Source organism: Vibrio taketomensis (genome assembly GCF_009938165.1).
Lineage (GTDB): Bacteria > Pseudomonadota > Gammaproteobacteria > Enterobacterales > Vibrionaceae > Vibrio > Vibrio taketomensis.
Map to the genome: position 1 here is coordinate 1,910,657 of NZ_AP019649.1, position 14,159 is coordinate 1,924,815.

Annotated in this window: 7 protein-coding genes; 4 read left to right on the forward strand and 3 right to left on the reverse strand. The window is 42.7% G+C overall.

Features of this window, described 5'->3' with window-relative positions; all coding sequences use genetic code 11:
• The first annotated feature begins 90 nt into the window (after positions 1–90).
• The 4 genes from Vt282_RS08665 to Vt282_RS08675 are packed head-to-tail and all read left to right on the forward strand — an operon-like array spanning position 91 to position 7,039.
• On the forward strand, positions 91–3,651 hold the full coding sequence (locus Vt282_RS08665; RefSeq protein ID WP_162063148.1) for an ATP-binding protein: 3,561 nt from the start codon (positions 91–93) through the stop codon (positions 3,649–3,651).
• Positions 3,651–5,288, forward strand: coding sequence for an EAL domain-containing response regulator (locus Vt282_RS08670; protein ID WP_232055042.1), 1,638 nt, complete (start codon positions 3,651–3,653; stop codon positions 5,286–5,288). The genes Vt282_RS08665 and Vt282_RS08670 overlap by 1 nt, the downstream gene beginning before the upstream one ends.
• Positions 5,289–5,296: 8 nt before the next feature.
• On the forward strand, positions 5,297–5,389 hold the full coding sequence (locus Vt282_RS20625) for a LuxR C-terminal-related transcriptional regulator (protein ID WP_232055166.1): 93 nt from the start codon (positions 5,297–5,299) through the stop codon (positions 5,387–5,389).
• On the forward strand, positions 5,390–7,039 hold the full coding sequence (locus tag Vt282_RS08675) for a response regulator (protein ID WP_162063149.1): 1,650 nt from the start codon (positions 5,390–5,392) through the stop codon (positions 7,037–7,039). It abuts the gene before it with no gap.
• Between the two features lie 90 nt (positions 7,040–7,129).
• Here the strand turns inward: Vt282_RS08675 and Vt282_RS08680 are convergent, their stop codons facing one another.
• From Vt282_RS08680 to Vt282_RS08690, 3 genes are all read right to left on the reverse strand, one after another.
• Positions 7,130–11,557, reverse strand: coding sequence for an SslE/AcfD family lipoprotein zinc metalloprotease (locus Vt282_RS08680; RefSeq protein ID WP_162063150.1), 4,428 nt, complete (start codon positions 11,555–11,557; stop codon positions 7,130–7,132).
• A 600-nt stretch (positions 11,558–12,157) separates the two neighbouring features.
• Positions 12,158–12,787, reverse strand: coding sequence for an HD domain-containing protein (locus Vt282_RS08685; protein WP_162063151.1), 630 nt, complete (start codon positions 12,785–12,787; stop codon positions 12,158–12,160).
• Complete coding sequence (locus tag Vt282_RS08690; RefSeq protein ID WP_174855825.1) at positions 12,771–13,265, reverse strand: GNAT family N-acetyltransferase; 495 nt, start codon at positions 13,263–13,265, stop codon at positions 12,771–12,773. Before Vt282_RS08690 ends, Vt282_RS08685 begins: the two co-directional genes overlap by 17 nt.
• Positions 13,266–14,159: the final 894 nt, after the last annotated feature.

The following is a 14,159-nucleotide window of genomic DNA, read 5'->3' on the forward strand; positions in this document are numbered from 1 at the left end:
AATTGAATTACAATAAATTATTTTTGTTTTAACAGTAAATTAGATGCTGATAAGATCGGCGACCGATCACTATTGTAAGTCAATTATCTCGTGCTTAAGTTTGTATTAGCATCACTCTTTTTTATTAGTACAGTTTTCTCTTCTGCGAGTTTTGCTGACAATGAATCACGCCAAGAAACACTGCGCATCGGCATGCCTGCTCAAGAGTGGGCGCCATTCTGGGGCGGCGTAGATAACCCATCAGGTTTGTACCATTCTCTTATTAACAGTGTCGCTGAAAGTATGAATGTTGAGCTCGAGTACGTCGGGTACAACTCGCTCAATGATATTTACACGGCCCTTGAGCAAAATCAGATCGATGCAAGCTTTGGCTTTGTAAGAAATAGCGACCGTGAACACCGCTTTCTATTTACTGCACCTATCGTGAAACTGAAAAAAGTGGTGTGGTTACGAGATAAAGCACTGAAGGAACGTCCATTTTCAGAATGGCGCTGGGTTTGTGTGACCAATGGCATTGACTGCAACATTATACCGAAACTCGGTGGAATCAACATTCACTCTTCCGACAGTAATCATCTTCTTGAACAGTTAATCAAACAAGGTGAAGCGGACGCCGTTCTGACTACTTTGATGGAAATCGATCGCTATATCGAGGATCCGCTGCAATCAAAAGGTCGAGTTTTAATCGACAAAAATATCGGTGAAGTCGGTATTGGTCTAATGCTGGCAAAAAATAAATTGCCGCTAAAGAAACAGATCAATAAAACCATTAAAGATAATCAGCTCGCGCTTAAAGGCACTCGACTTGCCAATATTCACCTACTGAACGACAGCGCTCAATGGCAATTGCTACAGAATCAACAAAAGAGCAACACCATTCGCTACACCATTGCAGATAACGTTTATCCTCTGTCATACCGAGATCCAAACACTGGTCGAGTACAGGGCTACGTTCATGACTTGCTAAAAATACTTAGCAGTAAAACACTATTTAGGTTTGAGTTCGTCCCAGCAAATGGACGCGATGTTGAGCAAATGCTGGAAGACGGTATTGTCGACTTATTGCCAGCGCACTCAACGTATAACGTCGAAGACAGTAAAATGCTTGCGACCAAGCCTTATACTGCAACGCACTACAGTTTTATGAAAACACGGCTTGAGTTTGAAGAACGCCAGCTCGGAGTTTTGAACTCAATCAATGCGTTATGTGCCAATATCAATTACATCAAAATGTTTGAACCGGTGCGTGTCTTTGATACACCTCAAGCGCTACTACACGCGATGCAAAGTGGCGAAGTAACGCATGCATTAGTCAATCGTGATTTAGTGGCCAATTACATTGCGGGCCAAGGTGACAAACATTTTCAGATGGTGCCTAAACCAAACTATCTAGATTTCACCACACCGATCTCGATGGTAGTCAGAGACGATTCCGTATTACTCCACAAGTCACTCTCACGTATGCTTTCGATCATTACGCCTGCTGAAATCGAACTGCTGCAGCAAGCACACAATAAAGTCGTGATCACCTACGGCTATGACAAAGAAACAGTGAATGACTATTTGGTATGGCTCGGAATATTCTCGATATTCCTCGCGATCGCGATTGCTTGCGGTTTCTATCGTTTGTCACGACATCTGAAAAAGTCCCATAGTGTCAACAAGCTTTCACAGCGAGAAGTGCATTGGTTATCAACACTATTGGATAATCTGCCGAACATGATTGTGATTACCAATATGCAAGGTCAGGTTGTGTTTACCAACCGCGCTTATGAAACACTGATTAACAGTTGCGATTGCCCACACGGTCGAATCTCTATCGATACCTGTGCCTTTACCATGCGCGTTTTAGAGCAATTTAGTTCGAGTACTTTCCAGTATCCGAATCGATGCGCCATGGCCAATCGCTACTTCCATGTTACGCACCAAACCATTAATCACCCCGATCATAGTGGTCTGCCTCACCGCATGACCGTGATTAGTGATGTCAGTGAAGACAAACTAAAAGAAGAAGAGCTGCAGCGTTCAAATCAACGCGCGATCAAAGCCGTAGAAGCGCGCAACGAATTTCTTGCGATCGTCAGCCATGAGCTGCGCACCCCGATCGCTGCAATGCTGGGTTTGATGGAGCTATTACAACTTAGCCTTCGTAAACGCCAAGATATTGAATTACTCAAAAACACCATTCAATCGGCAGAAAGGCTTAAGAGCCAAGTGAACGAGATTCTCGACTTCTCTAAGATTGAAGCCAACCAGCTGCAAATTGATGTACGTCGCCATAATTTGTACCAAGAGCTTTGCCCTACCCTACGTAGCTACGAAACAGCGGCAAAACTTAAGGGATTGAGTTATTCCCTGAACTGGAAACCTTCTGCGATTATTCACGCTGATTTTGATGCACTGCGCATCAATCAAGTCATTGGTAACTTGCTATCAAATGCATTGAAATTTACAGAAAACGGGCACATCTCCGTAGAGATTGAGACGACTGCGTCTTGTCTACGAATCATGATCACAGATACCGGTTGTGGCATGAAAGATGACCAACTCAAACATATTTTTACGCCATTTGAGCAAGCACATAAAGGCATCACTCGTCGCTATGGTGGCACCGGACTTGGCATGAGTATTTGCAAAAGTCTTGTTGAGTTGATGGATGGTCAAATCGCCATTTCAAGCAAGATAAAGCAAGGGACCAGCGTCGAAATCAATATTCCAATTACAGTGGTAGACGAGATTTACAACTGCGAGTTTGTTGTACAACCGAGCAGTCCTCGTGCGCAGCAGTGGATTCATGCTTGGCAAGGACGTGATATCGAATCTAACTTGCCACTTATCGCCGGTGAGAAGAGCTGTTATCCAGACCAAATCTTTGAGCTCTGCCAGCAAGGTGACAACCATCCAAAACCAGCCAAAGCGCTGACTCTGCCTGCGAGCAAAGGAAAAGTCTTGGTCGTTGATGATGATGGCATTAACCGCATGTTGATCCGCAATCAACTCGCGCTGATCGGCGTCGATTTCCATATTGTTGATACCGCTAAAAATGCGTATGACTATCTCGTAAGATATGGTGAACATGTGTCACTGCTTATCACTGACTGCCATATGCCAGAGATGGATGGTTTCCAACTCACTCAAGCGGTGAAACAGTTGTCTGCCGTGACTGGCGAGATTCCAGTCATTGGTTGTACTGCTGAAGATTCACGAGTTGTCAGTGAAAAAGCTGAAAAGTGCGGAATGGATAGCGTGCTGTACAAGCCTTATTCACTTGAGGAACTCTATAATGTGCTCGAACGCTACCTTGTCCAAAAGCCAGAGCTTACCGCAGAGAATGATGGGCTAGATGAGCATTTGGATTGGTTGTTCGAACATCCAGTCGAGCAGCAAGATGAAATGGCCACGGTTGTGATCAGCTCATTCGAAGATGAATGTCGGTTGCTCGCCGATAATAACGAAGACTGGTCGGCTATCATTCACCGCATTAAAGGGTCGGCGGCGTTATTGGGAATGCACACCTTGGTCACGCTAACTAAACAATATGAAACAACCAACGATATCCAGCAAAAGAAACAACTTAAATTAGATGTAATTTGCGAGCTAAATGTTGTACAAGACAAACTAAAGCACTGGCTAACCAACAAGGGCAACTGATGAAAATTCTGATTATTGAAGATGACATGATTCAAGCGACTAAGCTGAAATTGTCACTTAATGCTCTTGGCTATCACAATATTGCCATCGAACGTGAAGGGGCCACTGCCCTTACACATTGCGAGCAAGAAATAATCGATTTTGTAATTTGTGATCTTAATTTGCCAGATATGGATGGCGTGCAAGTTCTCTCGAAGCTATCGGCCTTATCAACCGAAATTGGTGTCGCCATTCATAGTGCCGTAAAAGAGGATGTGATCGAACTTACGATCAATATGTGCATCGCTGCCGGGTTTAAGTTCGTCGACATACTACCAAAACCTTATAATCAATCGATTATTGAGGCACTGTTTCAACGCTTTGAAACTCGAGATGAACAGTCTACCGAAGACGCGCTGCACATCAGTTTAAGCGCGGATGAAATTGAAACTGCGTTCGAGCAAAACTGGTTCGCTAATTTTTACCAGCCCCAATTTTGCGCTCAAACCAAACAAGTGATTGGTGTCGAGGCTCTGATTCGCTGTATTCACCCTCGTTATGGTGTGCTTACTCCGGCAAGCTTTCTTGAAGTGATCCACCAGCATCACTTTTCGGGACGATTATTTTGGCACGTGGCCGAAAAGGCGATCGCAGCCATTGCTCGTCTCAGCACACATATCCATTTATCGATCAACTTAAGCCAATCAGATTTCGAGCAAGATATCTGTGATGATTTGCTACTCTTGTGTCAGCGACATAGCTTTGAACCCTCGCGTTTAGTACTTGAACTAACCGAGCACGAAGCCTATGCCTATTCACGTAATTCATTAGCCAATTTAGCGCGCTTACGTATGCACGGCATTTGTCTCTCGATTGATGACTTCGGCACCGGCCATGCCTCTTTAGGACAACTGTCGCTATTACCTTTTACTGAACTCAAAATTGACCGCAGTTTTGTGCGCAATCTGACTAGCAATTACCGCAATCAACAATTGACGGGAATGTGCATTCAACTTGCGCATTCTTTGGGGCTAAATTGTGTCGTCGAGGGCATTGAGGATGAATCAACGCTGCAGTATCTGATCAGCTTAGGTGTGGATAGCTACCAAGGGTTTTATGCGTGTAAACCGCTACCGATCTCGGCGCTATGGGAGTTTATTAGCCAGCGTGATACCAATGATGAAGCCGCACGCGAAAACCAACAGCACGACGCGTTGATTTACAGCCCGAATATCGCTTCAACTCATGCTATCAGCCGTACTTTGGCCAAAGATGGCCTATTTGGCTCCATCAATGCGGTAAAAAACGTCACGCAGTTGTGTCAGTACCAACACATTCAGAATGTCAGTTTATTGGTTGTTGATGTCGATTTCCTCGACCTCGATATCAATGATCTATTGGCGCAGCTCAGCACAACCAACTTTATTGGCTCAGTTTGTATGCTGGAAGGCAACAACTCAGTACCGAGCGATATTAACAATCAGCCGTACTATTGCTTTGTCGCCAACAAAAATCCTCGCTACATCAAAACTATTGCTTCAACGTTGCTGGATCGCGAGAAAACAAGCATACAAAAAGTGTATCAGTTACTTTCAACCCAAGAAATTAACGTCGCAAACCTGCTGCTTAACGGCCTTAATAATAAAAAATCGCCGTAACATTAGATATTAGTGAAAAAACAGTCAGCACTTATAAGAATCGTATTTTTAAGAAACTCGGCATTCAATCTATCGTTGAACTCGCTCAATTTAGTAAGTAAATGAAGTCCTTTTCAAACTCTAAAGTATTAATTGTTGATGATGCACCTATTGTCGTTGTCACCATAAAAAGCATGCTTATAAAGCTCGGCTTCAATGATCGCTTGATACATTATTGCTCGACTTCCCGAATCGCAATGCAAATGGTTCGACAAGACTCGTTTGACCTGATTTTGTGTGATTACAATTTAGGTCGCGGACTGAACGGCAAACAGCTTTTCGAAGAGATGAAACATCATAACCTGCTGCATGAAAAAGCTGTGTTTGTTCTCATCACCGGCGAAAATTCCTCGTCGGTAGTGCATTCGATCGTTGAACTAAAGCCTGATGACTATTTGCTTAAGCCATTCAACATTGTGTCGTTGAAAGAGCGTGTTACCGCCTCAATTCAACGCAAGAATGCGTTATATCAGCTCTATCAGATGCAAGCGAAACACCAATTTGCAGAGGGCGTCGAGCTATGTGATGAACTGCTACCGTTTTATCCTGAGTATCAATTCATCATTTCACGCTTTAAAGGTGAGTTTTTAAGTCGATTGCAGCTACACGAAGAATCTAAAGCACTGTATGAAAGCATCTTAGCGCGCAAAGAATACGACTGGGCAACCATAGGTTTAGCCAATTCTTTGATGCATTTAGGTGAGAAGAAAACCGCAGAAAACATGATTAACAAACTGTTGGCCTCAAAGCCCAATAGCACCCTATTGCGCACGGCTGCGGCTAATTTAAGTCTCATCAACAATGCGATACCAGTAGCAATTCGCCACTTTGAGCTGGCGAGTAAAATCGTACGCGGTAACTCAGAGCGTGAGCTCGTTATTTGCAACCTATGCTTGGCGGTCGGAGATTATGAAAACGCGCTTGAGCGTTATCGTATCTATATGGAGATCAACAAAGAGACGTATCGCAACACCATCTTTGCGCGCATCAACTTTATTCGCATTCTGCTTTATGCTTGCTACAAAGCTGACGAAAAAACAAAAGCTGCACGTCTAAGTGAAGCTAAAACGCTTTATAATCAGGTAACTAGTCTAAAATCAGCCCAGAGCCTGAAAGTCGAATTAGACCTAATTCTGGCGCATATTGCTCTGGTAGAAGAACACTACGATCTCGCAGTTGGTAAGCTGAACCAAGTTCACCGTCAGTTTGATTTGGCCCACTATTACCCAATGCACCAGTTTGCTTGGTTGCTAAATCATATGAATTTCGACACAGAATTTAGCCACCTCATTCCAAAATGCAGTGCGATTATTCAAAGCAAGCAAAGTGAGAATATCCACGCAAGCCAAATCACGATGCTCAACCAGCTACAACAGGCGAACAGTGAAAAGCTGCAATGGCTAGAGGCTAAGCACAAATACATTAAAGCCAATAAGATGACCTTAACTGAGCTGTTGAAAATCTATATTGAAATCAATAGCCGCTGCCCATTTTTACAATCGGTATGTATCAGTATCATTAAGCTCTTGGCTCGCCGATTACCACGAGAGGCAGACATAGAATCACTTAAAAAAGTGGTGAAACAGTGTGACTTAGTGATTAGACAATTAATGGACGCTGACGAGTTGCAAAAGGCTAACTATGAAGATCTTTATCGCTCGGTCATCAATAACTATTCCATGCCACAAACTGAAATGAGTAAAAGCGCTTAATGGCGTAACCTTGACGGTGCCACAACGTATAATTAAGAAAGCCAGCTTAAACTAAGCTGGCTTTTTGTTATCACTGAATCAGAGATTACATCAGTGAATCGTGGTGTAATCCAATGGTGATTTTGTCGGTAATGGTAAATTCATACCTTTCACCATCGCCACACCATTTCCGGTGATCCCGCCACTGTAGTCACTGGTACCATCTGGCATATCTGCTTTCACCTCACCAGGGTTCCATTGCAGGAAGAAATCACTCAGATCAAAGCCTGAAGCGTAAGATGCACAAACCATTAACGTGTCGCTAGCATTTAGACCTGTCGCTTGCGTGGTACAATAATTTTGGTCGCTATGGAATGTTTCACCACGAGCCATTCGGTGCATGAGCTTATACATGTTCCAGCCCTCATCTTGCTTGAATACACTTGGCTTCGCTTCATCGAGATACCACTTATGAATCGCAAAATTATCTTGAGCCCATAGTTTAAGCTGACCAAACATCACGAGGCGAAGACCTGCATCTCCTTCACTCCATGCATGGCCTCGATGTGCAGACATCCACATTGGTATTTTCTTAATATCACCTTCAATACGTGTCATTGTAGGATTTGCTTCGCGCATTTCCTGCATATAGAGCGCTAGAATATTATTGGTCACCTCTGTCGAGCCAGCAACAGAAAACGGCGCCGCCGCTAAGTTGTGGCCCACTTCGTGCCACAATAACCAATCGTCTTCCGGCTTAGTTGGAACATTAGTCGCATTGACATTAAATGATGAGCTCTGCACTGGATACCCTGAATGCGCCGCGCCAATCGAGATTTGACGATCGTTCACAAAGTGATGACGATGTTGCGGTAGCTCAGCATAGGTAAAACGGCGGTGCAAACCTTGATTTTGATCAGTCGCCGGCGTTTCATCACGGCCATAAAAGTCACTCGCCGCGTCAGCAAAGCGGTTCATCTGCTGAGCAAAATCCGTGATATTCTCTGAGTTTGACAAGTTCTTAACCGGTGTCGTGTAAAGGAAATGGCCGGTATCAATATCGGCTAAAGGAACATCTTCATTATACGGATGCACCCAAACCCCTTCTTTCCAATACGACGCTTTCAATACATTACTAAAATTAAACGTCGCTGAACCCAGCACATCACTTGCCTGCGGGGTTACGTAAATCAAACCACCATAAGGCACGGTAATGTCTGTCGATATACCATCGTGTTTAAAGCTCATTTCAACTCGCGGTGGGCGATTTAATGCTTGTTCATGATTGTGGCGCCCCGTAAGGTCATCAACCAGCGCAACTGTAATCGTCGCAGGCACACCATCTCGCAACGTCACGGTTTGCAACTGGGGAGCCCACAAGCCTGTCGCTTGTCGATTACTTGCTGTATACGTTACTGGTTTACGATACGTCTCCAACACAACCGATGCTGTGCTACCACTGGTGCTCGGTCGGCCTGGATACTCAGTAGTATCAACCGTTATATCGAAGTCCCAGAAAGAACGACCTAACATCAAGCGTGTCAGTGGCTTTTCCATATAATTTAATGGATAACTTGGATTCAGCTCCCCGTTAGCATGTCTCATGTTATTCTTGACCAACACATCTTTTAGTGACTCAGGGCAGTTTGTTCCACCGCCATGTTTATTGTTGGTGTAACAGTTCAAAAATTGGGTGATAACTTTAAAACCTAACTCATCTTGATGCTCACCTTCAAAGCGATACTGTTCATCGTTCCACAACCAAATAGATAAATTGTCATAGACGGCATTTAACTCAGCTGCAGGCAAGCGAGTGCCAAGTTCTGCTTTAGTTCGGTAATAAAGCTCATGATTGAACAGCGCCATCACGTTGTCACCAAGGTTAGCAGCTTTGACCATCGCGCCAACAACATCACCATTAATCGGTAAACGCGTAAAATCTGGACGTGCATAATTGCCGCGAGTTTCAATTCCATGGCCTTCACGGTATTCAATACAGTTCACTTCATATTGATAATCGTCTTTACATACAGGCACACTAGGAAACTGCGATTGGATTTGTGCGATTGCATCCAGTTTTTCTTGTTCATTGGCTACCTCGAAAAATGCATAACGCCCGTTCTGTTCACCATTTTCATCTTTAAAGCGTGGGATAGATAGCTTAGGCATATCAACCGGCCCAGGCCATGAGATGCTACCATTTTGTCCGATAGTTATTTTTGAAGTGTCGTCGTAACGCTCATAAACCACTAAACCCTGTTTAGTTTGCGCATGCAAATTTGGCACGATGTCACCACACCAATAGCTATTGCCACAATACGCTTGACGCGTGATGACCGTATTTGCACCGCCAACGACCATACCCGCAGCATCAAATAGGCGTGCAATTGGTTCTGGATTGCGCGGCATCACGGCTTCCATAAAGATTAAGTTGCCTCCCTTGGAGACGTAACCCATCAAATCATTGAGATCATCTTGATTCAATTTTGGAGCATCAATATTGGCATGTGTCGACTTGGTATCATAACCATCGGTAATCTGCTCGTAGCCTTGTAATACAACGAAAGGAGTTGTCTCAGGATTCAAACCATCAAACTGTTGAGATGAGTAATGAATTAACTCAGAGAAACCAAAACTACTATCGACAAAGAATGGATACGTTTTGTCTTTTTTCCATACTTCAAATGCATGCCCCAACTCGATATTTGTGGCAAGACTCTTGCCTTGGTAGTTAGGTTCTAACCATTGAAACAGGTTAGTAAAAAATTGCTTCATTGAACCGCGATCGTTGCGGCTATCTGCTAATTGGGCCTCCGCACCGGTTCGATAGCTACATGCTTGGCTTTGACTATCTATCTGCAGTTCTGCGCCTGCCCAATAGTTATCCGGACAAGACAGAACACTGGTGTACATGGTATTACCCAAATAGACAACGTGGCCTCGTCCCAACTCACCTGCGGTAACAAAAGGCAGATCAAAAGTTACGTTATCCTTTTTCAGAACCATCGGACGCTGCAAAGTCACTGTCGAACTTGCATCTAAAACCGTCGCGTCAACAAAATAGGCTTTCTTATCCGTACCAGAACCACGCGTCCACGCCGCCTCTTGTTCCAGTGGCAACCAGTGACTATTGTCATTACGTGCCATCGTTATTGGGAATGCTCGGTTGGATAAATTCAGTGCACGAGTTCCACGAGCCTCACCACTCGCGCCATACCAAGAATAACTATCATGGAAAACATGAAACTGATCGACGCCGTGATAAAGTGCTTTCAGCGTGTCAGAAACGTAAGAGCCTGATTTAATTTCTAACGCCTTAGGTTGAGTAAAATAATCGCCATAGCGGAAAGCACCTATTTGTTTGAGTTCTGCGTCAATCAATGCCGCAATCCCACTGCCAAACTGAGCTTTAAACTCGTCAGGCGTTACAAAGCCACTCTCCTGCCCTTTATCATTAAGCAATGGCGCACCATTCGGCAACGCTAGGTTAATCGCCGCGTTGATAACATTAGGATAAAGCGCAAAAACTTCATGCACTTGTGGACTAAACTCTACGTGTTCGTTGTGATGGTCGGTCGCATAACGTTCGACAATATGTTGGATATTTTGCTTAACCATTGCATTGCTAGTAACGTCACTTAGGCGATATTCAATCTGATTGCCTTTCGTACTACCAAAGGTGAACGTATCGATGCCGAAGGTAATATCTTCGCCCCAAATAAACTCAAATTGACCGGCGCTGTCTGTAATACCTTGTTTAGACTTAGTGTAGAACTGCACTCCTTCAATCGTTCGACCCAGGTCATCTACCAAACGAACCGTTGTCGCGACTGCATTATCGGCATCAGGTTTGTAACTGAGCGATTGTTCCACGTTGGCAGAGACAAATGCATCAGGATTCCCAAAACTTGAATCGTTAGTCCCACTCGAAACCTCAGGAACAACCGTATTGTCTACGTGTGAAGAAGGCGCTTCTCCAACGTTATCTTCAGGTTTGGGCTCAAGAAAATCTTCTACAAGATCTTTATTGTTAAGATTCGCGTAAACCAACTCGATATCAAAACTGTCAATTTCATTCAAACAGAGTGATTCTTGGTTTGAACAAGCATCAATTTTGTTCAGTATTGCTTGAGCTCGCTCAGTTTCAGTGGCATTGCTTTTTTCGATGTTTAACTCATGAAATTGTTCACCGCTGCGAGTGTCTTCCATGTGAGGTTGCTGAGACCAAATTGGGGAAAATTCGGCTAATGTAACATTGCCATATAAGCAGCTAATCGGGTCATCATAAGCCAGTTCTACTCGACCATCATGATTTAACCTTTCATCGTTACACGTCACGTCACCAGTAATAACTTTACTGCCACTTTTGATCACTGCCGAAAAATGAGTTGGACGTGTAATCTCTGGTAATTCCGGATCTGGCGTTTCCGGTACAGTAACACTCGGCCCTTCTGGACTTACTCCTGTTACGGTTAATGTATCTTCATCGCATCCATTCAACAAAACAATATTGACTAATATTGCTAGAACGCTTTTCATTTAATTCTCACTAATAAAACTTAATTAGATTTAATTGCCTGTTTTATTAGCATTATTTAATGGTTCTAAATTAAGCGACACATAATCAAAATATAACCACTAACTCTGAATGACGTTAATTTATATGATATATAATTTCACTTCATTCATCATAACTATTAGTGACACAGGCAACTTTCCGTTTTATACTTAATGATTACATTTAGCAACACGGTATCAAAGGATTTGATGTAGGATATTTCTTACATTAAATGAATTTATATTAATGCTGGAATAAACATCTCCAAATGAATAAACATTACTCTAAATCGGTACAGGTTTTAACCAAATGTTATACCCATTCAATTGTAGTCAGAATAATTTCCATTAGAATTTAAGAAATATAATAAACTTGTCATTCTTAAAGTTCGTATTAACTCATTCAATTCGATTATATTTTGGGTTAATTAAGACAAACAGCATTATTAGATTGTAAAATACAACTCTGTTTTTAATGGTAAAGTTACGCTTTCGCTTGCTTCAATCGCTTTATTTTTCGCCGTGTATTTCTAGTTTTCAACCTTTACTAAAAAGGCCCTTATGAGGCCTTTTTAGTACCAATTACAAGACTTCATCACCCAATTGATCAAGAAAAGTCCGTAAGAACGCGCTGCGTTTTTGACCTTCTTGCTTTGCTGCATCGGTGTTCATCGTCTCAGACAACGTCAGTAGCTTGGTATAGAAATGATCAATCGTATAACGTTGATCGTTCGGCTCACGCAGAGTGCACAGTGGATCTTGATAGTAATAAAGCTCTCTACCAAGAGCAGTACCGACTTGTAGACAACGTGCAATACCAATTGCGCCGAGTGCATCTAATCTATCCGCATCTTGGACGATTTTTGCTTCTAAGGTTCGCGCTTCAATTTGCGCACTAAAACTATGAGCGGCAATCGCATGATGAATCGCATCAAAATAATGCTTGGGATAATCAATCGACGCTAACCACTCTATGGCCTTATCCGCAGCGAATATTGAACTTTGTGCTCGTTGTGGATGATCTTTTGCTAATGAAACACAATCATGTAAATAGGCTGCAGGAACGACAATGTCTAATTGAGCCTGCTCTTGCATACATAAATGTTTTGCTGTCTTGACTACACGTAATATATGAGCGATGTCGTGCGCCGCGTCCGTTTGTTTTTGCTGCTCAATAAAGGTTCTAAATTGTATTTCAAATTGCTCCAGCATCACTCTTCCCGACTAAATTCAATGACAAACGCAACATGTCTTTGTGCTGAATCCCGTGCTCAAAAATCGGCTCCGAATAATTAACTAAAAAGTGATCTTTGATGATACTTTCAACTCGAAAACCTAGCCGTTGGTAATAAGTTAATTGATAGCCAAAAGTCCCTGTACCGAGTTCAACGCGGCGAATATTCATCTCTAACAACTGACCCAAGGCAAAACGCAATAAAGCACTGCCAATTCCCTGCTGTTGACACTCTGGCAATACTGATACGTTAAAGACTTCTGCCACTTGCGGTTTGATCTCTCTAACCACACATATGCCGACCATGGCCTCTTGCTGATAAGCCGCAAAACACCACGCATCGGCTAAGTAACTGTTGATACTTTGTTGACTTGGATCGGCTTCGAGCAATAGCGCCAGAGGCACTAAATTAGAATCTACCACCTGATAATTTACTGACGAGTTAACGTTAGTCATTTGAAATTCTACTCAATGTCATTTGGCACATCATAGCATTAGTTGTCTTAAATTATATAAGTCGACTTACGGTGCTTGTCATTCTCCTATTAAACATATTTTCAAAGCTATGGACACATCCTCTAATAACATTCAAACCTGTGTCTAACTCAGACCCAATTTATCCTATAACCAATTGTATTAAATGAATTTGATCACATAACAAACATAGAAAACTATAGTCCCAACGTATAATCCGCAAGTGGGCCCATATCTCAAATTCAGATTTTTAACCGAAAGCTCTGACAGACTTCAAGACTTCTTTTCATACATTCAGATATAAGATATGTTTATTCTTAAGTTAATGACCCTAGTCGGGTTTTCTATGCTGACCAGTGGTTTGAAAACACCTATGCCACGTAAAACGTTCAGGGTAAAATGGAAGTTTCATGCTGGTTACTGGTCTGGCTGCTTTCATTACACATAGCTTCGAGCATCGCCATATTCAACTAACTTTGATGCATCGTTTAAAATGAAGATGGTTATACCTTTCTGGCTGCTTACAAGATTAATCCTATGATACCTTTTCAGGTCGATATGGTGGGTATTATATATGACCAAAATAATAAATTGTGGTACCAAAACATCGACGAAAAGCATAAAGCAGAACTGATGAAACGGTACCCTTACGTTCCTGAACATTTTGTCCGGCAATATATCTTTACATCATCTTGGGATGTTGGTTAATCATCTCTTATTTTCTTTTTCCGACCGATATGCCAACAAGCTAAAATCATCTAATTCAATTGTCGGTATCCGTATAGAGATCGAGAAACTGTCTTCAGCCAAAGGTATGTTATCCAAACGCAAACAGCATCAGTTGAACGAACTGAAAGAAGCAAGAGCGCCTCATTC